The sequence below is a fragment of the Mycobacterium sp. H4Y genome, from assembly GCF_000364405.1.
In the GTDB taxonomy this organism is placed as follows: domain Bacteria; phylum Actinomycetota; class Actinomycetes; order Mycobacteriales; family Mycobacteriaceae; genus Mycobacterium; species Mycobacterium intracellulare.
This window is the reverse complement of record NZ_AKIG01000002.1, coordinates 912,424-937,592: the sequence shown is the minus strand read 5'-3', so window position 1 is coordinate 937,592 and position 25,169 is coordinate 912,424. Positions and strand designations below refer to the sequence as shown.

At 69.0% G+C, this 25,169-nt stretch carries 25 protein-coding genes and 1 tRNA gene; 13 read left to right on the top strand and 13 right to left on the bottom strand.

Annotated features, from left to right (window positions below; all coding sequences use genetic code 11):
• Positions 1 to 4 precede the first annotated feature (4 nt).
• Positions 5 to 940, bottom strand: coding sequence for an aldo/keto reductase (locus tag W7U_RS18240; protein ID WP_008261042.1), 936 nt, complete (start codon positions 938 to 940; stop codon positions 5 to 7).
• 86 nt (positions 941 to 1,026) lie between these two features.
• Between W7U_RS18240 and W7U_RS18235 the strand changes: the two genes are divergently transcribed.
• Positions 1,027 to 1,569 carry a TetR/AcrR family transcriptional regulator gene (locus tag W7U_RS18235; RefSeq protein ID WP_036429528.1) on the top strand — a complete coding sequence of 181 codons (543 nt, stop codon included), beginning with the start codon at positions 1,027 to 1,029 and terminating at the stop codon, positions 1,567 to 1,569.
• A gap of 75 nt (positions 1,570 to 1,644) precedes the next feature.
• Here the strand turns inward: W7U_RS18235 and fadD8 are convergent, their stop codons facing one another.
• The 5 genes from fadD8 to W7U_RS18210 form a co-directional block, all read right to left on the bottom strand.
• Positions 1,645 to 3,246: a fatty-acid--CoA ligase FadD8 gene (gene fadD8, locus W7U_RS18230; RefSeq protein ID WP_008261039.1), complete on the bottom strand. Its 1,602-nt coding sequence runs from the start codon at positions 3,244 to 3,246 to the stop codon at positions 1,645 to 1,647.
• A 219-nt stretch (positions 3,247 to 3,465) separates the two neighbouring features.
• Positions 3,466 to 4,383, bottom strand: a complete 918-nt coding sequence (locus tag W7U_RS18225; protein ID WP_008261037.1) for a hypothetical protein — start codon at positions 4,381 to 4,383, stop codon at positions 3,466 to 3,468.
• 187 nt (positions 4,384 to 4,570) lie between these two features.
• Positions 4,571 to 5,737: a hypothetical protein gene (locus W7U_RS18220; protein WP_020823633.1), complete on the bottom strand. Its 1,167-nt coding sequence runs from the start codon at positions 5,735 to 5,737 to the stop codon at positions 4,571 to 4,573.
• Between the two features lie 2 nt (positions 5,738 to 5,739).
• Positions 5,740 to 6,039 carry a hypothetical protein gene (locus tag W7U_RS26815; RefSeq protein WP_232518835.1) on the bottom strand — a complete coding sequence of 100 codons (300 nt, stop codon included), beginning with the start codon at positions 6,037 to 6,039 and terminating at the stop codon, positions 5,740 to 5,742.
• Between the two features lie 108 nt (positions 6,040 to 6,147).
• The gene (locus W7U_RS18210) at positions 6,148 to 6,792 is read right to left on the bottom strand and encodes an HAD family hydrolase (protein WP_008261028.1); all 645 of its coding nucleotides are present in this window, start codon (positions 6,790 to 6,792) and stop codon (positions 6,148 to 6,150) included.
• 148 nt (positions 6,793 to 6,940) lie between these two features.
• On the opposite strand from W7U_RS18210, the gene W7U_RS18205 reads away from it, so the two are divergent.
• The 6 genes from W7U_RS18205 (at position 6,941) to W7U_RS18180 (ending at position 13,843) form a co-directional block, all read left to right on the top strand.
• Complete coding sequence (locus tag W7U_RS18205) at positions 6,941 to 8,545, top strand: amidohydrolase (protein WP_008261027.1); 1,605 nt, start codon at positions 6,941 to 6,943, stop codon at positions 8,543 to 8,545.
• Positions 8,542 to 9,522 carry an o-succinylbenzoate synthase gene (locus tag W7U_RS18200; protein ID WP_008261026.1) on the top strand — a complete coding sequence of 327 codons (981 nt, stop codon included), beginning with the start codon at positions 8,542 to 8,544 and terminating at the stop codon, positions 9,520 to 9,522. The genes W7U_RS18205 and W7U_RS18200 overlap by 4 nt, the downstream gene beginning before the upstream one ends.
• On the top strand, positions 9,519 to 10,304 hold the full coding sequence (locus tag W7U_RS18195) for an alpha/beta hydrolase (RefSeq protein ID WP_008261025.1): 786 nt from the start codon (positions 9,519 to 9,521) through the stop codon (positions 10,302 to 10,304). Before W7U_RS18200 ends, W7U_RS18195 begins: the two co-directional genes overlap by 4 nt.
• Positions 10,305 to 10,444: 140 nt before the next feature.
• A complete protein-coding gene (gene menD, locus W7U_RS18190; protein ID WP_008261024.1) occupies positions 10,445 to 12,103 on the top strand; it encodes a 2-succinyl-5-enolpyruvyl-6-hydroxy-3-cyclohexene-1-carboxylic-acid synthase in 1,659 nt (552 codons plus the stop codon).
• The gene (locus W7U_RS18185; protein WP_036429527.1) at positions 12,104 to 12,637 is read left to right on the top strand and encodes a DUF3592 domain-containing protein; all 534 of its coding nucleotides are present in this window, start codon (positions 12,104 to 12,106) and stop codon (positions 12,635 to 12,637) included. It abuts the gene before it with no gap.
• A 51-nt stretch (positions 12,638 to 12,688) separates the two neighbouring features.
• Positions 12,689 to 13,843, top strand: coding sequence for a glycosyltransferase family 1 protein (locus W7U_RS18180; RefSeq protein WP_008261022.1), 1,155 nt, complete (start codon positions 12,689 to 12,691; stop codon positions 13,841 to 13,843).
• Between the two features lie 8 nt (positions 13,844 to 13,851).
• Here the strand turns inward: W7U_RS18180 and W7U_RS18175 are convergent, their stop codons facing one another.
• Complete coding sequence (locus W7U_RS18175; RefSeq protein ID WP_008261017.1) at positions 13,852 to 14,676, bottom strand: SDR family oxidoreductase; 825 nt, start codon at positions 14,674 to 14,676, stop codon at positions 13,852 to 13,854.
• A gap of 55 nt (positions 14,677 to 14,731) precedes the next feature.
• On the opposite strand from W7U_RS18175, the gene W7U_RS18170 reads away from it, so the two are divergent.
• Positions 14,732 to 15,424, top strand: coding sequence for a demethylmenaquinone methyltransferase (locus W7U_RS18170; RefSeq protein WP_008261016.1), 693 nt, complete (start codon positions 14,732 to 14,734; stop codon positions 15,422 to 15,424).
• Between the two features lie 7 nt (positions 15,425 to 15,431).
• Here W7U_RS18170 and W7U_RS18165 read toward each other — a convergent pair whose 3' ends face one another.
• Together W7U_RS18165 and menJ are read right to left on the bottom strand one after the other, a co-directional pair.
• Positions 15,432 to 15,845, bottom strand: coding sequence for a DUF732 domain-containing protein (locus W7U_RS18165; protein WP_008261015.1), 414 nt, complete (start codon positions 15,843 to 15,845; stop codon positions 15,432 to 15,434).
• Positions 15,846 to 15,955: 110 nt separating this feature from the next.
• Positions 15,956 to 17,206, bottom strand: coding sequence for a menaquinone reductase (gene menJ / locus W7U_RS18160; RefSeq protein ID WP_036429525.1), 1,251 nt, complete (start codon positions 17,204 to 17,206; stop codon positions 15,956 to 15,958).
• Between the two features lie 22 nt (positions 17,207 to 17,228).
• Between menJ and grcC1 the strand changes: the two genes are divergently transcribed.
• The 3 genes from grcC1 to W7U_RS18145 all read left to right on the top strand — a co-directional run bounded on the left by grcC1 (position 17,229) and on the right by W7U_RS18145 (position 19,548).
• Positions 17,229 to 18,245, top strand: a complete 1,017-nt coding sequence (gene grcC1, locus W7U_RS18155; RefSeq protein ID WP_008261013.1) for a nonaprenyl/(2E,6E)-farnesyl/geranylgeranyl diphosphat synthase — start codon at positions 17,229 to 17,231, stop codon at positions 18,243 to 18,245.
• Positions 18,246 to 18,341: 96 nt separating this feature from the next.
• A complete protein-coding gene (htpX, locus tag W7U_RS18150) occupies positions 18,342 to 19,205 on the top strand; it encodes a zinc metalloprotease HtpX (RefSeq protein ID WP_008261012.1) in 864 nt (287 codons plus the stop codon).
• An 82-nt stretch (positions 19,206 to 19,287) separates the two neighbouring features.
• Positions 19,288 to 19,548 carry a helix-turn-helix transcriptional regulator gene (locus tag W7U_RS18145; RefSeq protein WP_008261010.1) on the top strand — a complete coding sequence of 87 codons (261 nt, stop codon included), beginning with the start codon at positions 19,288 to 19,290 and terminating at the stop codon, positions 19,546 to 19,548.
• Between the two features lie 33 nt (positions 19,549 to 19,581).
• Here W7U_RS18145 and W7U_RS18140 read toward each other — a convergent pair whose 3' ends face one another.
• The 4 genes from W7U_RS18140 to W7U_RS18125 form a co-directional block, all read right to left on the bottom strand.
• Entirely contained in the window at positions 19,582 to 21,120 is a 1,539-nt protein-coding gene (locus W7U_RS18140; RefSeq protein ID WP_008261008.1) for a SulP family inorganic anion transporter, read from the bottom strand.
• 244 nt (positions 21,121 to 21,364) lie between these two features.
• Positions 21,365 to 22,390, bottom strand: a complete 1,026-nt coding sequence (locus W7U_RS18135) for an NAD(P)H-dependent glycerol-3-phosphate dehydrogenase (protein ID WP_008261006.1) — start codon at positions 22,388 to 22,390, stop codon at positions 21,365 to 21,367.
• Between the two features lie 61 nt (positions 22,391 to 22,451).
• The gene (locus W7U_RS18130) at positions 22,452 to 23,963 is read right to left on the bottom strand and encodes an NAD(P)/FAD-dependent oxidoreductase (RefSeq protein ID WP_008261004.1); all 1,512 of its coding nucleotides are present in this window, start codon (positions 23,961 to 23,963) and stop codon (positions 22,452 to 22,454) included.
• Positions 23,964 to 24,076: 113 nt separating this feature from the next.
• On the bottom strand, positions 24,077 to 24,568 hold the full coding sequence (locus W7U_RS18125) for a YajQ family cyclic di-GMP-binding protein (RefSeq protein WP_008261003.1): 492 nt from the start codon (positions 24,566 to 24,568) through the stop codon (positions 24,077 to 24,079).
• A gap of 69 nt (positions 24,569 to 24,637) precedes the next feature.
• Between W7U_RS18125 and W7U_RS18120 the strand changes: the two genes are divergently transcribed.
• A tRNA-Tyr gene (locus W7U_RS18120) sits at positions 24,638 to 24,721 on the top strand.
• A 207-nt stretch (positions 24,722 to 24,928) separates the two neighbouring features.
• On the top strand, positions 24,929 to 25,138 hold the full coding sequence (locus W7U_RS18115) for a hypothetical protein (RefSeq protein WP_008261002.1): 210 nt from the start codon (positions 24,929 to 24,931) through the stop codon (positions 25,136 to 25,138).
• The last annotated feature ends 31 nt before the right edge of the window (positions 25,139 to 25,169 follow it).

Here is a 25,169-nt window from a genome sequence, read left to right as displayed (position 1 = left end):
CTAGTCAGCTCCGGGACGCCTCCCGGAAGGGCTCGGCGCCCTGCGCCCAGGGGTCGACGCCGGGTGTGGCGACCGCGTCGAGCCGGGCGATCGCCTCGGCGCTCAGCGTGACGTCGGCCGCGGCCATGTTCTCCTCGAGGTGGGCGATCGACCGGGTGCCCGGAATCAGCAACGTGTTCGGCGCATGCGCCAGGATCCAGGCCAACCCGACCCGGGCGCCGGAGACGCCCAGCTCGCCGGCGATGCCGGCCACCACCGGATCGTCGGCGACCTTCGGGAATCCGGGCAAGGCGGAGCCGAGCGGGAAGTACGGCACCCACGCGATGCCCTCGTCGACGCACAGCTCGAGCGCGGCTTCCTGGGAGCGGTCCAGCAGGCTGTAGGCGTTCTGCACACAGGCGATGCCGGCGGGCAGCGCCCGCCGCAGCACGTCGAGCGACACGCTGCTGAGCCCGATCGCGCCGATCTTGCCCTCGTCGCGCAGGGCGATCATCTCGGCCAGCTGGTCGTCGAGGTCGACGATCTGATCGCCCTCGGCGGCCATGCCGATGCCCGAGTCGAGCCGCCGCAGGTTCACCACCGGGACGCGGTCGAGGCCGAGCTGGCGCAGGTCGTCCTCGACGGCGGCGCGCAGCTCGGAGGGCCGTTGCGCTGGAGCCAGCGGGATGGGTTGCTCGCCGGTGTAGCGGGCGCCGACCTTGCTGACGATGACGAGGTCGTCCGGGTAGGGGGCCAGCGCCGCGCGGATCCGGCGGTTGACCTCGCCGGGACCGTAGAACGACGCGGTGTCGATGTGGTTGACGCCGAGGTCGATCGCGCGCCGCAGCACCGCCGCCGCGTCCTGCGGGGAGGTCTCGAACAGTTGCATGGCGCCGTAGCCCATGCGGGCGACGGGATGCGATCCGATGGTGCCGATGCCGCCGGGGTTGAGATCGGTCATGGTGCTCCCTTGATCGTGAGACACTGGAGAAATGCGGAGGGTCCTCCGCTTTCGTCAGCGTAGCAGAAAACGGAGGTGCCTCCGCTTTGGTGGGAAGGTCGGATGCGCGCCGCAATCGCGAGCGGCTGCTGGAGGCGGCCACCGCGGCGTTCACCGAGCACGGCGCGGCGGCCTCGCTCGAGTCGATCGCCCGCGACGCGGGCGTCGGGATCGGCACGCTGTACCGCCATTTCCCCAACAGGGAGGCCCTCGTCGAGGCCATCTACCGCGCCGAGCTCGCCGAGGTGGCCGAGGCCGCCGGGCAGCTGCTCGGGCGGCATCCGCCCACGACGGCGCTGCGACGCTGGATGGACCGCTACGCAAGCTTCGTGGCCGCTAAGCGCGGCATGGCCGAGTCCCTGCAGGCGATCTTCGATTCTGGCGCAATGGAACCCAGCCAGACCCGCGACAGCATCGTCGGCGCCGTCGAGCTGCTGTTGCGGGCGGGCGCCGACGACGGCAGCCTGCGCGCCGACGTGCGCGCCGACGACGTTGTGTCCAGCCTCATCGGCATCTTTTTGGTCAGCGGTTCACCGGAGCAGACCGGCCGCATGCTCGACCTGCTCGTCGCGGGCGTCTCGGCGACCTGACCGAGCGCCCGGCCAGCCGGGCGCCGCGTCGCGAACGCCCGGCCACCCGGGCGCTCGGCGCGACGCGCGGCAGCCTCAGCCCACGGAGCGCTCGGCGCCCTCCCAGAACTGCGCGCGCACGGCCTTCTTGTCCGGCTTGCCCAGCCCGGTCAACGGCAGCGAGTCGGCGATCACCACCCGCTTGGGTGACTGCACCGAGCCCTTGCGGTCCTTGACCGCGGCCTGGATCTCGGCGGTCATCTTCTCGATCGCGGCGTCGTCGCGGGGCGCGTCGGGGCGCAGCACCACCACCGCGGTGACGGCCTCGCCCCACTTCTCGTCCGGCGCGCCGACCACGCATACCTGGGCGATCGCCGGGTGCTCGGCGACGACGTCCTCGACCTCGCGGGGGAAGACGTTGAAGCCGCCGGTGACGATCATGTCCTTGACCCGGTCGACGATGAAGTAGAAGCCGTCCTCGTCCTCGCGGGCCATGTCGCCGGTGTGCAGCCAGCCGTCTTTGAAGGTCTTCGCCGTCTCGTCGGGCAAATTCCAGTACCCGCCGGCCAAAAGCGGTCCGCTGACACAGATTTCGCCGGGCTCGCCCTGGGGGACCGGCTTGCCGTCCTCGCCCAGCAGCGCCACCCGCGCGAACAGGGTCGGGCGCCCGCACGAGGTGAGCCGCTTCTCGTCGTGCTCGTTCTTGGCCAGGTAGGTGATGGCCATCGGCGCCTCGGACTGCCCGTAGTTCTGGGCGAAGATCTTGCCGAAGCGGCGGATCGCCTCGGCCAGCCGCACCGGGTTGATCGCCGACGCGCCGTAATAGACGGTCTGCAGCGACGACAGGTCGCGGGTGTGTGAGTCCGGGTGGTCCATCAGCGCGTAGAGCATCGACGGCACCAGGAAGGTGGCCGTAATGCGTTTCTCCTCAATGGTTTTCAGCACATCCGCCGGGTCGAACTTGGGCAGCACGTGCATCTCGCCGCCCTTGATCAGGGTGGGCAGGAAATACGCCGCCCCCGCGTGCGAGAGCGGGGTGATCATCAAGAACCGCGGGTCCTCCGGCCACTCCCACTCCGAGAGCTGGATCTGGGTCATCGACGAGATCGAAGCCGCGGTGCCCATCACGCCCTTGGGCTTGCCGGTGGTGCCGCCGGTGTAGGTCAGGCCGATGACCTGATCCGGCGGCAGGTCCGCGGCGACCAGCGGCTGCGGGTCGTACTTGGCCGCCTCGGCCGCCAGGTCGACCGCGACACCGTTCAACGCCTCGGGCACCGGTCCGATGGTCAGGATCTGCTTGAGCCCCGGCACCTTCTCCAGCAGGGCCAGCGCGCGCTCGACGAACATCGGGTTGGGGTCGATGATCAGCGAGCTGATGCCGGCGTCGTTGAGCACGTACGCGTGGTCGTCCAGCGAGCCCAGCGGGTGCAGGGCGGTGCGCCGGTAGCCGCGGGTCTGGCCGGCGCCGATGATCAGCAGCACCTCGGGGCGGTTGAGCGACAGCAGGCCGACCGCCACGCCGGTGCCCGCGCCGAGCGCCTCGAACGCCTGGATGTACTGACTGATCCGCTCGGCCATCTGACCACCGGTCAGCGTGGTGTCGCCAAGGAACAGCACCGGCTTGGTCTTGTGGCGCTTGAGGGCGCCCACGAGCAGGTGGCCGTTGTGGGTCGGGTTGCGCAGCAGCTCGTCACTCATGTGGCAAGACTAGAACGTGTTGCAATTTGGGTCAGCCGCACCCTCGAAGACCTCGCGGACGCGCTGCTTCCAACACCGTAAGATCGCTCCCGCCAACTTGAGCGGTTAACCATTCTCGGACGAAGAAACTGGAGTCTCAGTTCTACAAGTAATGAGATTGCCACCCCCTGTCTCACATCAGCACAAGATCAGTCCATCGCCGTGTTCAGTCCCCGTTAGTTATGCCGGTGACTGCCAGGGATAGACCACGTCGACGTATTCGTCGCGGGACACGACGAGCGTTTTGGTGGGCGTGGACATGTCTACGTAGAAGTGGCCCTTGGTTGGACGACCCACGCTGCCCTCGTCGCTGAGAACAGCAAGGTCTTCAATGATTTCGGCCGCCTTCGCTTCGTCAAGCCGCCACACCACGTGCATGGGGTCGAGTTCTATATCGGCAGCGTCGGACTCAATATGGAACTCGTGCGCAACTCCGTCATGCTCGAGTCGCGACGCCCTGTGCTGCTTGGCGTCACTGAGCGCGGCTTTGAGCTCGTCGACGCCGCCGCCGTCCAAAGTCAATAAAACTGCGTCGTCACCGAAATAAAATTCAGGAAGAAAGTTGACGCGAATGATGCTCATGGGTCTCCACTTACGGCCGGTCTCCGCTGGTCCTGCGGGGATTGGTGGCGTTGGCAACGAGGTAGGTTCTGGCCGGCGACCAGCAGCGTCTTTGCGCATGTTTCGGGGGCTGGGCGGCTCCGGGGCGCGGTCGATGCTGGCTAGCAGAGCGCGGTACAAATCGTCGGTGAGCTTCGCCACCTCGCCACTTAGCGCGGGTTGCGCGTCGCGGCCGACCATCACCGCCTGCTCGATGAGCGCGCCGCCAGCAGCGGTATTGATCACGTAGTAGGTGTATTGGCTGTGCACCATGCGCGCGCCGATATGGAGCAGGCCTGATGAACGCATAGCGATGAGGCCATACCGCGGCGGCGTATCGATGTGGTGTGTGTGGATGGACTCGGCGCCGCTGTCGCGCAAGGTGCGCTCGGCGTTGTCGAACACCAGTTTCTCGGGCACTGTGCCTGAAACACGGTAGAGATTTAAGACCTCGCAAGCGTCCCAGTTGTCGCCACTGCCGAGTCGCCGCAGCAGCATCCTCGTCACGGTGGGACCGTGGACCGCCCCAAGATCCCATCCCCGTGGCACGGTGAGGTCGGGTAGCCACAGCGGCAGGTGTGCTGCGGGAACGAATGTCAGCCCGCCAGTGTGCTCGGCAAGCACTTCCGCAAGTGACGACACCCCGGCGGGGTCGAAGGGCTGCCCGGCGGTGTCAGTTCGGTTCTCACGCAAGAGCCAGCGCCCCCAATATCAGCAACAGCAGACCCCCACCGGCAACCACCGCGGTCTCGCCGCCCGCCGTCTGCAGGTCACCGGGACTCGGTGCGGGCAGGTTGATGTGCGGCATCAGGCCAGGGCCCGGCGGCGGGGAAGATGCGGGTGGGGGTGTGGGCATGGTCGCACCAGGGAACGGCGCCAGCAGTGGGTTCTGTGGCGGTCCGGGCACCCCGGCCGCCGCAGGGTTTTGAAGCCATGGCGGCAGCCCAGAGATGATCGGCGGAGCACCACCGATGCGAGGGGGAAGACCGTTGATCGGAATATTGTCCCAAGGAGAATTTGGGTTCGAGTGAGGGTTGTAGTCCCAATGCGGATTGTGCCATTTGTCGCCTGGGAAGTAGCGCCATTCTCCACCGTGCTCATCCCACAGACTTTGGCCGCCGACACTTCGTTCGCTGGGGCGGCTGGCCGGGCCTGGCGTCAGGGAACCATCGACCGGTGGATGAAGACCCTCGGGCGGCAACCCTCGGGCGGGAGGATCAGGGGGCGGCGGATCAGTTTGGCCGTTGCCACCATCTTGTTTCCAGGTGTGGTCGACAGCTTGGATGCGGCCGTTGGGCGCCGGCGGAGAGGCGACAGGGGCAGAGTTTTGGGGGAACGTGTCGCGTATTCCGGCTACGGCGGCAGTGATTTTGCCGGCGACTTGTTGATCCAGGCTCACCAGTTGTGCGGCGCGCTGACGAAGGTCGCCGGCGAAGGATTGGGCTGCCGCTTGCCGGGCGGCCCGTTGGGCGACTGATCCGCCGGTCATGCGGTCCGTGACCGAAAGATCTTCGCCGACTTCGAATCCGGCTGTGCGAGCATCCTCGACGGCGTAGTGCACTCGGGAGCGGGCCGCATGCAGATCCGAGGCCCCATTGCGCGCGACGCGCGCTGCCGCCTGTAGCTGGTCGACTGCTGCGTCGGTAGTTTGCAGGTCCGCATGCGTCGCGGAGCGCAGCTTCTCGGCGGCTTCACCGTGCCAATCCACCGCGAGCGCATCTCGCCAGATCTGGTGTACCACACCATAGCTACGCTCGCCCACGTTCTCCCAGTGAGCGGCCGCATCGGTGAGATGCTCAGTGGGCCAAGCCAACAGCGTTGACAGGCCGGGAACCCCTGCGACCGCTGCCATCGCTACACGCTGGTAACCGGGTGAGCCACCGCTCCGAGTTTGGTGGCCGAATCAGCTTCTTCGGCGAGGTAAAAGGTGTTGGCTTGGGCGACGCCGGTCACGTGTGCGCCCATCTGTGTGGCCAGTCCCGCGGTGAACGCGGTGACATCAATGTGGGCAGCGTTGACTGCGGCCGCGCTGGTCTGACACGACAACCCACGCCCAGCGGGAGCTAGTGTCGCGTTTAGTCCTTCCACTGAAGCACCCCAGCGGGCGGCCATCGCCTGCACACCCGCGGTATCAACACGCAACGTCTGCTGCATAGGTGAAAGTTTAGGCAGGCACCTTCTTCGCCAGCCAGTCACCGCGGCGGTCCTGCATCCGTCCAGCATCTCCGTTATGGTCGGTCGAAGCCTTCTCGCACGACCGCGCTAATGGATCAAAACGGTGACGCCATCATCGGTGAGCTCGACGCTCAGGCAGGTCAAATCCCTCACAATCACATCGGCGCCCGTCAGTTCCGCCGGATCATGGCTGGTGGTGACGGCCAGTACTCGCGCCCCGGCCGCGTGGCCGGCACTGATCCCGGCGGGTGAATCCTCTACCACCAAGCAGTCTCCGGTCGGAAAGCCCAGGGCGGCCGCGCCCTTCAGATAACCTTCCGGACTTGGCTTGCCGGCCGACACGTCCTCTGCGCCGATCAAACTCTGTGGAACGGGAAGCCCCGCTGCCTTCAGCCGACCATTCATTAACGAACGCTCCCCTGATGTGACCGCAGCCCATCGACCCTGCGGTAGCCCATCAAGCACCTGACGGGACCCAGGCAACGCCACGACACCATCGAGATCAGCCAACTCAAGAGCGAGTTCCCGGGCGATCGCGGCATCCCGGTACTGCGGCGATACAAACAGCGGGACAATGTCTTCGCTCCGTCGGCCGTGACAAACCCGGACTACCTCGTCGGGATCAACGTGATATTCCTCAGCCCAGGTGCGCCAGGATCGTTCGACAGCGGCGGTGGAGTCGACCAGGGTGCCGTCGATGTCGAACAAAATCCCTCGCGCGCGCAGCACCATGGACTGGACCTTAGGCGAAACCCGGCATCTATCTCGGTTTCTACAGAAGAGTGATCGGCTGCAGCTCAGGTCGCCGCCTACTAAGCGGGACAAGCTGCCCCGGAGATACGCATCTGTGCTTGCCGCCTGGTTACTAGGATCCTTCCCCATGGGGCAGGCAGATCTCGTCGTGACCGGAACCATCCTGACCGTCGACGAGGCGCGGCCCACCGCCGAGGCCCTCGCGGTGAAAGACGGCAAGATCATCGCCGTCGGATCCCGCGCCGAAATCGCGGAGTTCACCGGCCCGGACACCCAGACCGTCGACGTGGGTGACGGCTGCGTCATGCCGGGATTCGTTGAGGCCCATGGCCATCCGCTGATGGAGGCCGTCGCCCTGTCGGACCGCCTCGTCGACATCCGCCCGGTCACCATGCGCAGCGCCGACGACGTCGTCGCCGCGGTGCGTTCCGAGGTCGCGCGGCGCGGATCCGACGGCGCCTACCTCAACGGCTGGGATCCGCTGCTGCAGAACGGACTTCCCGAACCCACGCTGGGCTGGCTCGACGGCATCGCGCCCGACACCCCGCTGGTGATCATGCACAACTCCGGGCACAAGGCGTACTTCAACTCGCGCGCCGCCCAGCTGCACGGCCTCAACCGCGACACCCCCGACCCCAAGGGCGCCAAATACGGCCGCGACGCCGACGGCGAACTCGACGGCACCGCCGAGGAGACCGGCGCGGTGTTCCCGCTGCTGGGCGGGGTCATCGACTTCGCCGACTATCCGCGGATGCTGCTCGCCGAATGTGCCCGGCTCAACCGCGCCGGGCTGACCACCTGCTCGGAGATGGCCTTCGACCCCGGCTTTCGGCCGCTGGTGGAAGGGCTGCGCTCCCAGCTGACGGTCCGGCTGCGGACCTACGAGATCTCCAACCCGCAAATGTCCACCGACGCCACACCCGGGCAGGGCGACGACATCGTGCGCCAGGTCGGCATCAAGATCTGGGTCGACGGCTCGCCCTGGATCGGCAACATCGACCTCTCGTTCCCGTACCTGGACACCGAGGCCACCCGAATCATCGGCGTCGCGCCCGGGTCCTGCGGCTGCGCCAACTACACGAAAGAGCAGCTGCACGAGATCGTCGGCGCCTACTTCCCGCTCGGCTGGCCGATGGCCTGCCACGTGCAGGGCGACGCCGGCGTCGACACCATCCTCGACGTCTACGAAGATGTCGTCAGGCGCCATCCGCGCGACGACCACCGGTTGCGGCTCGAACACGTCGGCGCCATCCGGCCCGAGCAGCTGCGGCGCGCCCACGACCTCGGCGTCACCTGCAGCATCTTCGTCGACCAGATCCACTACTGGGGCGACGTCATCGTCGACGGGCTGTTCGGCGAGGAGCGCGGAACCCGTTGGATGCCAGCGGGATCCGCGGTGGCCACCGGGATGCGGATCTCGCTGCACAACGATCCGCCGGTCACGCCCGAGGAGCCGCTGCGCAACATCAGCGTGGCGGTGACCCGCACGGCGCCCAGCGGCCGGGTGCTCGGACCCGAGGAGCGGCTGACGGTCGAGCAGGCGATCCGCGCCCAGACCATCGACGCCGCCTGGCAGCTGTTCTCCGACGACGTGATCGGCTCGCTCGAGGTCGGCAAGTACGCCGATCTCGTGGTGCTCTCGGCCGACCCGCGCACCGTGGCGCCCGAGCGGATCGCCGACCTCGACGTGCGGGCGACCTATCTGGCGGGCCGCCAGGTCTACAGCGCGTGACGCCGCCCCTCGAGGACCTGCTGGACCGCCTGCACGTGGTGGCCCTGCCCATGCGGGTGCGGTTCCGCGGCATCACCACCCGCGAGGTCGCGCTGATCGAGGGCCCGGCCGGCTGGGGGGAGTTCGGGGCTTTCGTCGAATACCAGCCGCCCGAGGCCGCGCACTGGCTGGCGTCGGGCATCGAGGCCGCCTACCGCCAGCCGCTGCCGGTCCGCCGGGACCGCATCCCGATCAACGCCACGGTGCCGGCCGTGCCCGCCGCCGACGTTCCAGAGGTGCTGGCCCGCTTTCCCGGCGCCGGGACGGCCAAGGTGAAGGTCGCCGAGCCCGGCCAGACACTGGCCGACGACGTCGCGCGGGTCAACGCGGTGCGCGACCTGGTGCCGACCGTGCGGGTGGACGCCAACGGCGGCTGGAGCGTCGAGCAGGCGGTCGAGGCGGCCGCGGCGTTGACGGCCGACGGCCCGCTGGAGTACCTCGAACAACCCTGCGCGACGGTCGGCGAACTCGCCGAGCTGCGGCGCCGCCCGGACATGCCACACGTGCCGATCGCCGCCGACGAAAGCATCCGCAAGGCCGAGGACCCGCTGGCCGTGGTCCGCGCCGGGGCGGCCGACATCGCGGTGCTCAAAGTCGCCCCGCTGGGCGGGATTTCGGCCCTGCTCGCCATCGCCGACCAGATCGACATCCCCGTCGTGGTCTCCAGCGCGCTGGACTCGGCGGTCGGGATCGGCACCGGGCTGACCGCCGCGGCGGCCCTGCCGCGGCTTCGGCACGCCTGCGGGCTGGGCACCGGCGGGCTGTTCGTGGACGACGTGGCCGAGACCGCCCCGCCCGTCGACGGGCACCTGGCCGTCGGGCCGGTGACGCCGGATCCGGCGCGGCTGGCCGCGCTGGCGGCACCACCCGAGCGTCGGCAGTGGTGGATCGACCGGGTCAAGGCGTGCCATCGGTTGCTTGTACCGTCGTCCGGGTGATCAACCTGGCTTACGACGACCGCGGCTCCGGTGAGCCCGTGGTCTTTATCGCCGGCCACGGCGGCGCCGGACGGACCTGGCACCCCTATCAAGTCCCCGCGTTCCTGGCGGCCGGATACCGCGTCATCACCTTCGACAATCGCGGGATCGGCGCCACGGAGAACGCCGAGGGCTTCTCGACGCAAACGATGGTCGCCGACACCGTGGCGCTGATCGAGGGGCTGAACGCCGCCCCCGCCCGCATCGTCGGAATGTCGATGGGCGCCTTCATCACCCAGGAACTCATGCTCGCCCGGCCCGATCTGGTCAGCGCGGCGGTCCTGATGGGCACCCGCGGCCGCATGGACCGTGCGCGGCAGTTCTTCCGCGACGCCGAGGCCGAGCTGGCCGACGCCGGCGTCACGCTGCCGGCCGCCTACGAGGCGAAAATCCGCCTGCTGGAAAACTTTTCCCGCAAGACGCTCAACGACGACACCGCGGTCGCCGACTGGATCGCGATGTTTTCCACCTGGCCGGTCAAGCCCACGCCGGGCATGCGGGCCCAGCTGGACGTCGCGCCCTACACCAGCCGGTTGTCGGCGTACCGCAGCATCGCGACGCCGGTGCTGGTGATCGGCTTCTCCGACGACGTCCTGACGCCGCCGTATCTGGGCCGGGAGGTCGCCGACGCGCTGCCCAACGGCCGCTACATGCAGATCCCCGACACCGGGCACCTCGGGTTCTTCGAGCGGCCCGACGCCGTCAACGCCGCCATGCTCAAGTTCTTCGCCGAGCCGCGATAGGCGCCCGGCCGAGCCGAGGTAGGCGCCCTCGCCGAGCCGAGGCAGGCGCCGAGCGTCGACTTGTGGGGCGAAATCGCGGCGATTTGCCCCAACAACTCCACGCTCGACGTGTGCTAAGCGGGCTGTGACACCCTGTAGGAGTGAACCCCTCGACGACCCAGGCTCGCGTGGTCGTTGACGAGCTGATTCGCGGCGGCGTCCGCGACGTGGTGTTGTGCCCGGGTTCGCGGAACGCGCCGCTCGCCTTCGCGCTGCAGGACGCCGACCGGTCGGGCCGGATCCGGCTGCACGTCCGCATCGACGAACGCACCGCCGGCTACCTGGCCATCGGCCTGGCGATCGCCGCCGGCGCGCCGGTGTGCGTCGCCATGACGTCCGGCACGGCCGTGGCCAACCTGGGCCCGGCCGTGGTGGAGGCCAACTACGCGCGGGTGCCGCTGATCGTGCTGTCGGCCAACCGGCCCTACGAACTGCTGGGCACCGGGGCCAACCAGACCATGGAGCAGCTGGGCTATTTCGGCACCCAGGTTCGGGCCACCATCAGCCTGGGCCTCGCCGAGGACGCCCCCGAGCGGCTGGACGCGCACAACGCCACCTGGCGCTCGGCCACCTGCCGGGTGCTGGCGGCCGCCACCGGATCGCGCACCGCCAACGCCGGACCCGTCCAGTTCGACATCCCGCTGCGCGAACCGCTGGTGCCGGATCCCGAACCCCGCGGCGCGGTGCTCCCGCCGGGCCGCCCGGGCGGCCGGCCATGGACCTACACCCCGCCGGTCACCTTCGACCAGCCGCTGGAGATCGACCTGACGCCCGACACGGTCGTCATCGCCGGCCACGGCGCCGGCACCCATCCCGCCCTCGCCCAGCTGCCCACCGTGGCCGAACCGACTTCATTTTCTGGCCAGCCCCCTCCTAACCCGCTGCACCCCCTGGCGCTGCCGTTGCTGCGGCCCAAGCAGGTGATCATGCTCGGCCGCCCGACCCTGCACCGCCCGGTGTCGGCGCTGCTGGCCGACCCCAAGGTGCCGGTGTTCGCGCTGACCACCGGCCCCCGCTGGCCCGACGTCTCGGGAAACTCGCAGGCCACCGGCACGCGGGCGGTCACCACCGGGGCGCCGAACCCGGCGTGGCTGCACCGGTGCGCCGAGACGAACCGGCACGCGAACGACGCGGTGCGGGGCCAGCTCGCGGCGCACCCGCTGACCACCGGTTTGCACGTCGCGGCGGCGGTGGCCGACGCGCTGCGGCCCGGCGACCAGCTGGTGCTCGGGGCGTCCAACCCGGTCCGCGACGCGGCGCTGGTCGGCCTGGACACCCACGGCATCCGGGTGCGATCCAACCGCGGGGTCGCCGGGATCGACGGCACCGTGTCCACCGCGATCGGGGCGGCACTCGCCCACGAACGCGAGGGCAACCCGGACAACCCGGCGCGGACCGTCGCGCTGATCGGCGATCTGACCTTCGTGCACGACAGCTCCGGGCTGCTGATCGGCCCCACCGAACCCACCCCGCGCCGCCTGACCATCGTGGTCTCCAACGACAACGGCGGCGGCATCTTCGAACTGCTCGAGCAGGGCGACCCGCGGTTCTCCGACGTGTCGTCGCGGATCTTCGGAACCCCGCACGACGTCGACGTGGGGGCGCTGTGCCGCGCGTATCACGTGGAGAGCCGCCAGATCGAGGTCGGCGAATTGCACGCCGCCCTCGACGATCCCGGCCCCGGGATGCGGGTGCTGGAAGTCAAGGCGGACCGCTCCTCGTTGCGGCAGCTGCACGCCGCCATCAAGGCGGCGCTGTAGATGGCGCCAACGCCAAAAATGTTGCTGCACTTACTGATTCACGGACGCAGCGACGAACCTCCGAAAACACCTGCCAGGATCGCGTTGCGATGGGCCCGGATCGCGGTGCTGATCGTCGCCGGCCTGGTCACGCTGCAGTCGGTGCTGCTGGTGGCCGGCGCGTGGCGCAACGACCTTGCGATCACCCACAACATGGGCGTCGCGCAGGCGGAGGTGCTCAGCGCCGGGCCGCGCCGCTCCACCATCGAATTCGTCACCCCCGAGCGGGTCACCTACCGCCCCGAACTCGGGGTGCTCTACCCGTCCCACCTGGCCACCGGGATGCGAATCTACGTCGAGTACAACAAGAACGACCCGAACCTGGTCCGCGTGCAACACCGCAACGCGGGGCTCGCGATCATCCCGGCGGGATCCATCGCGGTGGTGGCCTGGCTGGGGGCGGCGGCGCTGCTGGCGGCGCTGGCACTGGGAGACAAATGGCTGGACCGCCGCGCCGAAGGCACCGAAACCGCCGAACCTGCAAATTTCGCGTGACGGACGCCCGGAGGCAACCTTGTCGACAGGCGGCGCTGAGACGGTGATGGGGTGCGCGTTGCCATCGTCGCGGAATCTTTCCTGCCGGAAGTCAACGGTGTCAGCAACTCGGTGATCCGGGTGCTCGAGCACCTGCGCCGCACCGGCCACGAGGCCCTCGTCATCGCCCCCGGCACGCCACCCGGTGAACCGCCGGCGGAGCGCATTCACGACGGCATCCGCGTGCACCGGGTGCCCGCCCGGATGTTCCCGAAGGTGACCACGCTGCCGCTCGGCGTGCCGACGCCCCGGCTGGTGAGCGTCCTGCGCGGATTCGACCCGCACGTCGTGCATCTGGCCTCGCCGGCGCTGCTGGGGTATGGCGGCGTGCGCGCGGCGCGGTGGCTGGGGGTGCCGACGGTCGCGGTGTATCAGACCGACGTCCCGGGTTTCGCGGCCAGCTACGGCATCCCGATGACGGCACGGGCCGCGTGGGCCTGGTTCCGGCACCTGCACGGCCTCGCCGACCGCACGCTGGCGCCGTCCACGGTGACGATGGAAGCCCTTGTCGCCCACCGTTTTCCACGGGTGCACCAGTGGGCGCGCGGCGTTGACGTGCTGCGGTTCGCGCCGTCGGCGCGCGACGAGGCGCTGCGGCGGCGGTGGTCACCGCACGGCAAGCCCATCGTCGGGTTCGTGGGCCGGCTCGCGCCCGAGAAACACGTCGAGCGGCTCGCCGGGCTGGCCGCCGGCGGCGGGGTGCAGCTCGTCATCGTGGGCGACGGCGTCGACCGCGACAAACTGCAATCGGCAATGCCGACAGCGGTTTTCACGGGTGCGCTCTACGGCGACGAGCTCGCCGCGGCGTACGCCAGCATGGACGTGTTCGTGCACCCCGGTGAGCACGAGACGTTTTGTCAGGTCGTGCAGGAAGCGCTGGCGTCGGGGTTGCCGGTCATCGCCCCCGACGCCGGCGGCCCACGCGACCTCGTCACCCCGTGGCGTACCGGTCTGCTGTTGGGGGTCAACGAGTTCGAGGCCCGGCTGCCCGAGGCGGTCGCGCACCTGCTCGCCGAACGGGCGCGCTATGCGCCGGCCGCGCGGCGCAGCGTCGTCGGCCGCAGCTGGTCGGTGATCTGCGACGAGCTGCTCGGCCACTACGAGGCGGTGCTGTCGCCGTTCGAGCGGCGCCGGCTGTCGGCCAGGCGGTACGCGCAGGGGGAGTGACGGCGCGATCAGCCCTGCGCCAGCTCGGCGACGGGCTGCCATTCCTCCCAGTTGCGGAGCCGGCTCTCGTAGTCGGCCTTGGCCGTCTCCAGCGGGGACGAGCCGAAAAAGACTCGCAGCGGCGGCTTTTCGGCGTCGACCACCTTCAGTAGCGCGGCCGCCGAGGCGGACGGGTCGCCCGGGCTGGCCCACCGCCGGCTGCGTTCGGCCTCGACGGCCGCACGGAGGTCGGCGTAGGCCGGCAGCCGCGCGGCGTGCCTGGCCGAGGCGCCGGCCCAGTCGGTGTCGAAGCCGCCCGGCTCGATCAGCGTGACGTGCACACCGAACGGGGCGACCTCCTGGGCCAGCGCCTGGGAAAAGCCTTCCAGCGCCCACTTCGACGCGTGGTAGATGCCGACCAACGGGAACGCGGTGATGCCCCCGATCGAGGAAACCTGGATGATGTGGCCGCTGCCCTGCTCGCGCAGGTACGGCAGCGCGGCCTGGGTGATCCACAGTGCGCCAAAGACATTGGTCTCGATCTGGTCGCGGGCGTCTTTCTCGGAGAGTTCCTCGACGAACCCGAACTGCCCGTAGCCGGCGTTGTTCACCACGATGTCGAGGCGGCCGAAGTGGTCGTGCGCCCGCTTGACGGCCGCGAAGTCCGCGGCGCGGTCGGTAACGTCCAATTGGATCGGCAACAGCGCGTCGCCGTGCTCGCGCGCCAGATCGTCCAGCGACGCCGTATCGCGCGCGGTGGCGGCGACCCTGTCTCCCCGCTCCAGCGCCGCGATCGCCCACGCCCGTCCGAAGCCGCGCGATGTACCGGTGATGAACCACACTTTGTCAGTCACGCAGAGTTGCAACGCTGCTGTCGCCGCGGAATTCCCTGGGGGTACCGTCCGTGTGGTGAGCCGCGCCGAGTTGGACAAGGACCCCCGCGACGTCGCGTCGATGTTCGACGGTGTCGCCCGGCGCTATGACCTGACCAACACCGTGCTCTCGATGGGCCAGGACCGCCACTGGCGCAAGGCCACCCGGGCGGCGCTCGAGATCGGGCCGGGCCAGCGGGTGCTGGACCTCGCCGCGGGCACCGCGGTATCGACCGTCGAGCTGAAGAAATCCGGGGCGTGGTGTGTGGCCGCCGATTTCTCGGTGGGCATGCTGGCGGCGGGGGCGGCGCGCCACGTGCCGAAGGTCGCCGGCGACGCCACCAGGCTGCCGTTCGCCGACGACGTATTCGATGCCGTCACAATCAGTTTCGGGCTACGCAACGTCGTCGACACCCAGGCCGCGCTGCGCGAGATGGCGCGCGTCACCCGCCCGGGCGGCCGATTGGTGGTGTGCGAGTTCTCCACCCCCACCAACGGCCTGTTCGCCACCGTCTACAAGGAGTACCTGATGCGCGCGCTGCCGCGGGTGGCGCGCGCGGTGTCCAGCAACCCCGAGGCCTACGTGTACCTGGCGGAGTCGATCCGGGCGTGGCCCGATCAGGAGGGGTTGGCGCAGCAGCTCACCCGGGCGGGCTGGGTGGGAGTGCGGTGGCGCAACCTGACGGGCGGCATCGTCGCCCTACACGCCGGGCACCTACCCCCGCGCTGAGACGGACTTAGTGGTTGCCGGCCGCTTGGACGACGTCGATGTGCTCCGGGCAGTAGTGGTCGACCGCCGCGCCGAGGAACTGTAGCGACTGGCCCTCGGTGGTGCCGCGCGGCAGGTTGCGCTGGATGAACGTCGCGGACTGGTGGGCGTCGTGGTCGACGCCGTGGTCGATCCGGTCGCAGGTGATCTTGCCCAGCCAGGCCAGTTGGTCCTGCGGCTGGTAGATGCCGAACCCGTTGACCGTGTTCTTGAACGGCGCGTCGTAGTCGCTGGGGGGCGACGGCGTCCGCGGGGTCGGGTACGGCGCCGTCGGCGGCGGGTCCGCCTGGGCGGGCGCGGAGAGCGGCGCCGGCGCGGCCAGCGCGAAAGCAGCAACAGCAGCGGCAGCGGCACCGATAGTAGCCAGCATCGTTCCCTTCATTAGCTGGACTATACACGCCCGGTTCCGGCCGCGCCGACAAACGGCGGGCGCCGATAGCGCGCCCCGGCAGGGCGGCGGCGCCCTCCGACCAGCGGCGATGCGGCCGCGGCTCAGCTGAACGGGGTGCGGCGGTCGATCAGCCGGGACAGCCGGCCGCCGCCCCGCCAGGCGCGCGCGACCCAGTCCGCGTCCTCGTCGGTGACCAGGTTGGCCATCACCCGCACGGCGATGGTCATCAGCGTCGTCGAGCGCATCGCGATCGGCCCGGTCGCGGGCAGGAACCGCTGAAAGGTCAGCAGCAGCGCCAGCCGGCGCGCCACCGAGAAGCCGCGACCGTAGTGCCCCCGCAGCAGCGACGGCCACGCCTGCGACAGGTCTTGAGACAGGCCACAGCCATCCAGCAACTCTGCGGCCAGCCGGCCCGTCTCCAGCCCGTAGTCGATGCCTTCGCCGTTGAGCGGGTTCACGCACGCCGCGGCGTCGCCGATCAGCATCCAGTTGGGCCCGGCCACCCCGGACACCGCGCCGCCCATCGGCAGCAGCGCCGACGACACCGCCCGGGGCGGGCCGACAAAGCCCCACTCGTCGCGGCGCAGGTCGGTGTAGTGGTCGATCAGCGGCCGCAGCGCCAGATCCGCGGGCCGTTTCGACGTCGACAACGCCCCGACGCCGATGTTCACCTCGCCGTTGCCGAGCGGAAAAATCCAGCCGTAGCCGGGCAGCACCGTGTCCTTGGAGCCGTCGGGTCCGCGTAGCTCGAGATGCGAGGTCAGCCAGGGGTCGTCGGCGCGCGGCGTGCTCAGGTACCCGCGGGCCGCCACGCCGTACACCGTCTCCTGGTGCCAGCGCCGGCCCAGCTTGCGCCCCAGCGACGAACGGGCGCCGTCGGCCACGATCAACTGCCGGCACCCGACTTCGGTGCCGTCGGCCAAGGTCAACGATGTCACCCGTCCCGATGAGTCATGTTGCACGCCAACGGCTTTGGTGCCCAGCAGCATCCGCGCTCCGGAATCCTCGGCGACTTTGCGGATCCGGTCGTCCAGCTCGACGCGGGCCACCGCGCTGCCGGTCGACGGGAAGGACGGGCCGGGCCAGTCCACCTCCACCTCGCCGCCGAACCCGCTCATCCGCAGCCCGCGGTGCCGGATGCGGGCGTCCAGCCAGTCCCCGAGCCCCAGGCGTTCGCACTCGGCGACCGCGCGCGGGGTCAGCCCGTCACCGCAGGCCTTGTCGCGGGGGAAGCTCGCCGAATCGATAACCAGGACCTCGCGGCCTGCGCGCGCGGCCCACGCCGCCGCCGCCGAACCGGCGGGTCCGGCGCCCACCACCACCACGTGGGCTCGGGTCGCTCCCGTGTTCATGCACACCAGTATGTTTGGTCCCGTGAATACTCCGGCGACGGTGGTGGCGGGCGTTGATCTCGGCGACGCGGCCTTCGCGGCGACGGTGCGCGACGGTGTCGGGCGGATCGAGCAGCTCATGGACACCGAACTGCGCAGCGCCGACGAGATCATGACCGAGTCGCTGACCCACCTGTTCAAGGCCGGCGGCAAGCGGTTCCGGCCGCTGTTCACCGTGCTGTCGGCGCAGCTGGGGCCCAATCCCGACGCCGCGGACGTGACGATCGCCGGCGCCGTGATCGAGCTGGTGCACCTGGCCACGCTGTATCACGACGACGTGATGGACGAGGCCGAGGTGCGCCGCGGCACGCCCACCGCCAACGTGCGCTGGGGCAACAACGTCGCGATCCTGGCTGGGGACTATCTGTTCGCCACCGCCTCGCGGCTGGTGTCCCGGCTGGGGCCCGAGGCGGTGCGGCTGATCGCCGAGACATTCGCCCAGCTGGTGACCGGGCAGATGCGCGAGACCCGCGGCCTGACGGGGGCGGCCGAGGGGGCGGACCCGATCGAGCACTACCTGAAGGTGGTCTACGAGAAGACCGCGTGCCTGATCGCCGCGGCGGGCCGCTTCGGCGCGATGTTCTCGGGCGCCGACGCCGACCAGGTGGAGCGGCTGAGCCGCCTCGGCGGCATCGTGGGCACCGCCTTCCAGATCTCCGACGACATCATCGACATCGACAGCGACTCCCGCGAGTCCGGCAAGCTGCCCGGCACCGACGTGCGCGAGGGCGTGCACACCTTGCCGATGGTCTACGCGCTGCGCGAACCCGGCCCCGACGCGGCGCGGCTGCGCGAGCTGCTGGTCGGGCCCATCGACGACGACGAGACGGTGGCCGAGGCGCTGGCGCTGCTGCGGGCGTCGGAGGGCATGGCCAAGGCCAAGCGGTCGCTGCAGGATTATGCGGCGCAGGCACACCAGGAGCTGGCGCTGCTGCCCGACGTGCCCGGCCGGCACGCGCTGCAGACGCTGGTCGACTACACCATCAGCCGGCACGGCTAGCGCGTCACGGAACTCCTTCGGCCGTCTCGGGCGTTCAATAGTCGACAATGAACGAGTGTTCCGGAGTGTGCTCCGGAATGTCCTAGGAGGACACCGATGACCTGGCATCCGCATGCCAACAGGTTCAAGACGTTTGCCCTCTTGGTCGGCATGTCCGCGTTGATCGTGTTTGTGGGCTCGTTGTTCGGCAAGACCGCGATGTTTCTCGCGGTGCTGTTCGCCATCGGCATGAACGTCTACACCTACTACAACAGCGACAAGCTGGCGCTGCGGGCGATGCATGCGCAGCCGGTTTCCGAGCTCCAGGCGCCGGCGATGTACCGGATCGTCCGGGAGCTGGCCACCGCCGCGCACCAGCCGATGCCCCGGCTGTACATCAGCGACACCAACGCGCCCAACGCGTTCGCGACCGGCCGCAATCCGCGCAACGCCGCGGTGTGTTGCACCACCGGCATTTTGGGCATCCTCACCGAACGCGAGCTGCGCGCCGTGCTGGGACACGAGCTGTCGCATGTCTACAACCGCGACATCCTGATCTCCTGCATCGCCGGTGCGATGGCGTCGGTGATCACCGCGTTGGCCAACATGGCGATGTTCGCCGGCATGTTCGGCGGCAACAGCCGCGACGGCGAGAATCCCTTTGCGCTGCTGCTGGTTTCGTTGCTCGGCCCGATCGCGGCGACGGTCGTGCGCCTCGCGGTGTCCCGGTCGCGGGAATACCAGGCGGACGAATCGGGCGCGGTGTTGACCGGGGACCCGCTGGCCCTGGCGTCGGCCCTGCGCAAGATCTCCGGTGGGGTCCAGGCGGCCCCGCTCCCGCCCGAGCCCCAGCTGGCCAGCCAGGCACACCTGATGATCGCCAGCCCATTTCGAGCCGGCGAGCGGATCGGGTCGCTCTTCTCGACGCACCCGCCGATCGAGGACCGCATCCGCCGCCTCGAGCAGATGGCCGGGCGGTAGGAAACGGCGGTAAAACGCCGCGTGCACACCGGCCGAACCGCACGTAACATCGGAGTTAGCTGTAATCCTAGGCTTTCCATTGATGGAAGCGGTGATGGCGATGTCGCACTCTGACTCGATCGATATTCACGAAGCCGGGCTGGCGCTGAATCTGCCCGATTTGGTCTTCGAGACCCGTGCCGGTGCCGGGATGAACCAGGAACAACTGGCGCACGCACTGGGCACCACCCGCGAGGCCGTGGCCGCGTGGGAGAGCGGGGACGAGGTGCCGCGCGTCGACGTGCTGCAGCGCCTGGCGCAGGTGTGCGGCAAGCGGCTGCACATCAGGATCGACGTCGACTGAGCGCGCGGCGCGCTATAAGCGCGGGGCGCGCAATTACGCTGCGGCCCCGGGCGCCTGGGCCTCGACCAGCGGTTCGTCCGCGGCGCGGTGACCCGTCTCCATCACACCCCGGATTTCGACGGTCCCGCCTGTCGCCTCGTGCTGCCGCTGCCAGTCGGTAATCGTTTGGTGCGCAGCGTGATCGAGGTAATGGACCGAGATCGCCACCGTCACCGTCGCGCCCCGCGGAACCGACGTCAGCATCCGCGTCAGCCTCGGGAGCGCCAGGAAGGTGCAGGCCGCGCCCTCGATCGTCACCCGCCATTCGTCGCCAACCGGCTCCGCCTCGATCTTGGCCCGGATCACTCGCCATCCGGTCAGCGCGATGGCCAGTGCGAGGCCGATCAGCACGCCGTGCAGCAGATTGAGGAAGATGACGCTGACGGCGGTCACCACGTACACGGCGAGATCGCCGTGCTTCATTGCGGTTTCGATGTGCGCCGGCTTGAGCAGCTGGACGCCGATGACGATCAGCAGACCGGCCAGCGCGGCGGTGGGGATCTGCTCGACCAGTCCGGCGAACGGAATGGTGAACAGCAGGATCCAGACGCCGTGCATGATCGCCGACGCCCGGGATTTGGCGCCCGCGTTGACATTTGTGGAGCTGCGGACGATGACCCCGGTGATCGGCAGCCCGCCGACGGTCCCCGAGATGATGTTGGCGGCGCCCTGTCCCACCAGCTCCCGGTTGAAGTCGGTGCGTGGCCCGTTGTGCATCCGGTCGACCGACACCGCCGACAGCAGGCTCTCGACGCTGGCAATGAGCGCGACGGTGATCACCCCGACGGTGAACGCGCCCCAGTTGCCGTGGGGAAGGTCGGGCAGCCTCAGCGCGTCCAGCGGTGACCCCTCGAGGTCGATCCGGCGCACGTGAAATCCGAAGACGACCGAGAGCGCGGTGACCGCCACGATCGCGACCAGGGGACCCGGTACCCGGCGAGCCTTGGCGGGCACCCACCGCCAGGCGACCATGATGACGATCACCAGGACGCCCAGGATGACCCCCGGCCGGTGCGCACCGACGACCTGCCCGGGCAGGCCGATCAGGTTGTGCCAGGCGGTGCTCTTGGATTTTCCGCCCAGCAACACGTGCGCCTGCTGCAGGGCGATCGTGATGCCGATGCCGGCCAGCATGGCGTGCACGACGACCGGTGAAATCGCCAGGGCGGCGCGCGCCACGCGGCTCAGCCCCAACAGCACCTGCAGGGTCCCGGCGGCGACGGTGATCAAACACGTGATGCCCCAACCGAACTCGGAAACCAGCCCGGCGACGATGACGGTCAGCCCGGCCGCGGGGCCGCTGACTTGCAGCGGGGAGCCCCCCACGCTGCCGACGACGATGCCCCCGACGATCGCGGCGATCAGGCCGGCGAGCACCGGGGCGCCCGAGGCGATCGCGATTCCCAGCGACAGGGGGAGCGCGACCAAAAAGACCACCAGCGAGGAGGGCAGGTCGTGCCGGATGATGCCGCGCAGCCGGTCGGCGCGTGACGCGGTGGGGAGCCGATCGCCCGCCCGTTCAATGTCTTGCATCGGTCACGTCCCTCGTTGGGAGTTTGCGGGGGATGTTCCGATATCCGCCCTTCTTGCGGCCAGTTACATCTTCGTAACGGGTTGGCGTGCAGCGGATTACATCCGGACGACGAGCAGGATCGCAACCGGAAAATCACTGACTACCTGGTCTGACGGTATTTTGCTGGCAAACCGGGGTCAAGCGGACGTGAGCGGCCCATAGAGAACGCAAAGATTTGAATTTGGCCAGCCCGCGACGCCCAGGTCAGAAGCCCGCGCCGTGCACCTCGTGGCCGGGCACCTCGGCGATCAGGCCGCGGTAGGCCTCCTCGACGGACGAGCCGTGGTTGATCACGGCGTCGACCTCACGGGCGATGGGCATGGTGAGGCCGAATTCGTTGGCAAACTCCATGATCACGCTGGCGGCCTTGACCCCCTCGGCGACCTGGTTCATCGAGGCGATGATCTCGTCGATCGGTTTGCCCGCCCCCAGTTGTTCACCGACGTGACGGTTGCGGCTGCGCTGGCTGGTACACGTGACGATCAGGTCGCCCAGCCCGGCCAGCCCCGGGAAGGTGTCCGGGTCCCCACCCACCGCGACGCCCAGCTTCGTCATTTCCCGCAGCGCGCGGGCGATGACCAGCGCTCGGGTGTTTTCGCCGATGCCCAGCGAGTACCCCATGCCGACGGCGATGGCGAACACGTTCTTCAAAGCCCCGGCCATTTCGGCCCCGATGACGTCGTCGGTGGTGTACACGCGGAAGCGCCTGGTGCGGAACAGCCCGGACAGCCGCGTCGCCAGATGCTGGTCGGGCATGGCCAGCACCGCGGCGGCGGCGTAACCCTCGGCGACCTCGCGCGCGATGTTCGGACCGGCCAGGATGCCCGCGGGGTGCCCGGGCAGCACCTCCTCGACGATTTGGGACATGCGCATGTTGGTGCCCTGCTCGAGGCCCTTGACCAGGGACACCACCGGCACCCACGGCCGCAGCTCCCGGGCCAGCTCGGTGAGCACCCCGCGGAAGCCGTGCGAGGGCACGCCCATGACCACGACGTCGGCGGAGTTCGCCGCCTCGGCGAAGTCGGTGGTGGCGCGCAGGGTGTCGCTCAGCTCGACGTCGTTGCCGAGGTAGCGACTGTTGCGGTGGTTGTCGTTGATGTCGCGGGCGGTCTCCTCGGAGCGCACCCATTGCAGCGTCGGCCCGCGGCGCGCGCAGATTGAGGCCACGGTGGTGCCCCAGCTGCCGCCACCGAGGACAACGACTTTGGGTTCGCGCTTCTCAGATGCCATGGCGATCAGCGTATTGCCGACATCTGAGATTTGGGAGTAGTTCACGAACTCCCGTGCGTGGCTATCCGGCCAGCGCGGTGCGGTCGGCGGTCCGGCCGAACACCATTGCCTCCTCGATGCGGTCGAAGCGGTAGTCGATGGCGTCGGCGAGATAGTTCTGCCGCACGTTCCACGGCCGCTTGGTGCCGGACTTAGGCAGCGCGTGCACCGAGCGCAACACGTAGCCGGCGTTGATGTCCCACGACGGCTTCTCGGTCATCGGCTCGTTGCCGCGGTGCGGGGCGGCGCGCGTGTAGCCGTGAGAGGCCATGTGCTCCATGAGTTTTGCCGTCGCCCGGGCGGTGATGTCGGCCCGCAGCGTCCACGACGCGTTGGTGTAGCCCACACACCAGAACAGGTTCGGCACGTCTTCGAGCATGTGCGCCTTGTAGACGAACCGGTCGCTGGTCTTGATCTCGTTGCCGTCCAGGCTGATCGTGGCCCCGCCCAGCGCCTGCAGCTGCAGGCCGGTGGCGGTGACGATGACGTCGGCGTCGAGGTGCCCGCCGGACTTGAGTGCGATGCCGGTCGCGTCGAAATGGTCGATGTGGTCGGTGACCACGTCGGCGCGCCCGGCGCTGATGGCCTCGTACAGGTCGGCGTCGGGGATCAGGCACATCCGCTGGTCCCAGGGGTTGTACCGCGGCTTGAAGTGGGTGTCGACGTCGTATCCGGCCGGCAGGCTGTTGATCGCCTTGCGCCGCAGCAGCCACCGCACGAACCCCGGCGCCTTGCGCGACAACGCGAAGAACACCGCCTCGGTCAGGGCGCTGTACATGCGGACGACCAGATGAGCGGGCTTGCGGGGCAGCAGCTTTCGCGCGACGGCGGCGACCGTGCCGTACTTGGACGCCGAGATGAGATAGGTGGGCGAGCGCTGCAGCATGGTCACTTTGGCGGCGCGGTCCGACAGCGACGGCAGCAGCGTCACCGCGGTCGCGCCGCTGCCGATCACCACGACCTTCTTGCCGGCGTAATCCAGGTCCTCGGGCCAGTGCTGGGGGTGCACCACCGTGCCCTGGAACTCCTCGATGCCCGGGAAGTCGGGGGTGTAGCCCTCGTCGTAGTTGTAGTAGCCGCTGCCGAAGAACAGAAAGCGACCGCGGTAGAGCCTGCGCTCCCCGTTTTGTTCGACGGTGACCGTCCAGGTGTCGGTCGCGGAGTCCCAGTCCGCCGAGCGCACGTAGCTGTCGAACCGGATGTGGCGGTCGATGCCGTACTTGCGCGCGGTGGCGGCCAGGTACTCGCGGATGTGCACGCCGTCGGCCACGCCCTCTTCGCGGGTCCACGGCTCGAACGGGAAGGACAGCGTGAAGATGCTGCTGTCGGAGCGCACCCCGGGGTAGCGGAACAGGTCCCACGTCCCGCCGATCTGCGCGCGCCGCTCCAGGACGGTGTAGGTCAGCTGGGGATTGCGTTCGGTGATCCGGTAGGCGGCGTCAATGCCGGAGATGCCGGCTCCGACGATGATGACATCGAAGCAGTCGGCCTCGGTCCCGCCGTCGCCGGCGGCCTCCTGGGGCGTCACGGTCATCGTGAACCTCGCTCAAATTGTGGGACTCGTCACTAGCCTAGAGACCCACCGGTTGGTCGGGCTAGGAAGTCGCGAAACCGCGCGGGCCGCACCGTCACGCTCGCGAGCGGCGATCACCGGTAGTTGACGAACTGCAGCGCCACGTCCAGGTCGGCCTGCTTCAGCAGCGCTTGGACGGCCTGCAGGTCGTCGCGCTTTTTGCTGGTGACCCGGATCTCGTCGCCCTGGATCTGGGTCTTGACGGACTTGGGGCCGTCGTCGCGGATCAGCTTGGTGATCTTCTTGGCGTTCTCGCTGCTGATGCCCTGCTTGAGCGAGCCGCTGACCTTGTAGGTCTTGCCGGAGGCCTGGGGCTCGCCGGCGTCGAAGGCCTTCATGGAGATGTCCCGGCGGATCAGCTTCTCCTTGAAGACGTCGACGGCCGCCTTGACGCGTTCCTCGGTGGACGACGTCAGCTCGATAGCCTCGTCGCCCTTCCAGGCGATCGTGGTGTCGGTGCCGCGGAAGTCGAACCGCGTGGCCAGCTCCTTTGCGGCCTGGTTGAGCGCGTTGTCGACCTCCTGGCGATCCACTTTGCTGACGATGTCGAACGATGAGTCCGCCATGCATTCCGTCCCTTCATCCGGTGATAGGCGTTTGTGCTTTGTCTACTCGCTCGTTGTAACCTGTCTGGCGGCAGGTTGCCCGAGCGGCCAATGGGAGCGGACTGTAAATCCGTCGCGAAAGCTTCACAGGTTCGAATCCTGTACCTGCCACCACAATTTTTGGTAGGCCCGCGCGCCGTCGCACACCGTGAATTTCGGTTTGCTCTGCGCCCGCGTTCCGGCCGGCCGACCAGGGGCCGGCGGCGACGTTGTGCGACACGTGCGCAATTTCTACAAATTGGTTGTAAAAATTTGCGCCACGTCGGTGTGGCGGGCCCCGGGGCGGGTATCGCTGTGAGAGCGCGATTTGTAGGGGGCGACATGTCTATCAGTCCCGCCACACTCTCAATACTCCGCGACTGCCGCACGGCACTGGCGACGGCGCGCGAATCGGCCCTCGCCGCGCAGGCCGGGCTGGCCGGCGTCCGCAAGGCCCGCGCCGCCGAGCTGGCCGAGAAGATCGCCGATACCATCGCCTTCGCCGACCGGCTCTGCTTCGTCGTCCAATGCGACCTGCGCGCCGGGCAGTGACCTTCGAGCGCCAACGCCAAGCCAGGCACCC

What these genes read in the sequence shown, in the direction of transcription:
- W7U_RS18145 (WP_008261010.1), top strand. Translation starts at nt 19,288, where the DNA reads ATGGAAGCGGTGATGGCGATGTCGCACTCTGACTCGATCGATATTCAC.
- W7U_RS18140 (WP_008261008.1), bottom strand. Translation starts at nt 21,120, where the DNA reads ATGCAAGACATTGAACGGGCGGGCGATCGGCTCCCCACCGCGTCACGC.
- W7U_RS18125 (WP_008261003.1), bottom strand. Translation starts at nt 24,568, where the DNA reads ATGGCGGACTCATCGTTCGACATCGTCAGCAAAGTGGATCGCCAGGAG.
- W7U_RS18165 (WP_008261015.1), bottom strand. Translation starts at nt 15,845, where the DNA reads ATGAAGGGAACGATGCTGGCTACTATCGGTGCCGCTGCCGCTGCTGTT.
- W7U_RS18185 (WP_036429527.1), top strand. Translation starts at nt 12,104, where the DNA reads ATGGCGCCAACGCCAAAAATGTTGCTGCACTTACTGATTCACGGACGC.
- W7U_RS26815 (WP_232518835.1), bottom strand. Translation starts at nt 6,039, where the DNA reads ATGCAGCAGACGTTGCGTGTTGATACCGCGGGTGTGCAGGCGATGGCC.
- W7U_RS18135 (WP_008261006.1), bottom strand. Translation starts at nt 22,390, where the DNA reads ATGGCATCTGAGAAGCGCGAACCCAAAGTCGTTGTCCTCGGTGGCGGC.
- W7U_RS18210 (WP_008261028.1), bottom strand. Translation starts at nt 6,792, where the DNA reads ATGGTGCTGCGCGCGCGAGGGATTTTGTTCGACATCGACGGCACCCTG.
- W7U_RS18220 (WP_020823633.1), bottom strand. Translation starts at nt 5,737, where the DNA reads ATGGCAGCGGTCGCAGGGGTTCCCGGCCTGTCAACGCTGTTGGCTTGG.
- menJ (WP_036429525.1), bottom strand. Translation starts at nt 17,206, where the DNA reads ATGAACACGGGAGCGACCCGAGCCCACGTGGTGGTGGTGGGCGCCGGA.
- W7U_RS18115 (WP_008261002.1), top strand. Translation starts at nt 24,929, where the DNA reads ATGTCTATCAGTCCCGCCACACTCTCAATACTCCGCGACTGCCGCACG.
- W7U_RS18130 (WP_008261004.1), bottom strand. Translation starts at nt 23,963, where the DNA reads ATGACCGTGACGCCCCAGGAGGCCGCCGGCGACGGCGGGACCGAGGCC.
- W7U_RS18240 (WP_008261042.1), bottom strand. Translation starts at nt 940, where the DNA reads ATGACCGATCTCAACCCCGGCGGCATCGGCACCATCGGATCGCATCCC.
- W7U_RS18225 (WP_008261037.1), bottom strand. Translation starts at nt 4,383, where the DNA reads ATGCTGCTGCGGCGACTCGGCAGTGGCGACAACTGGGACGCTTGCGAG.
- W7U_RS18205 (WP_008261027.1), top strand. Translation starts at nt 6,941, where the DNA reads ATGGGGCAGGCAGATCTCGTCGTGACCGGAACCATCCTGACCGTCGAC.
- htpX (WP_008261012.1), top strand. Translation starts at nt 18,342, where the DNA reads ATGACCTGGCATCCGCATGCCAACAGGTTCAAGACGTTTGCCCTCTTG.
- fadD8 (WP_008261039.1), bottom strand. Translation starts at nt 3,246, where the DNA reads ATGAGTGACGAGCTGCTGCGCAACCCGACCCACAACGGCCACCTGCTC.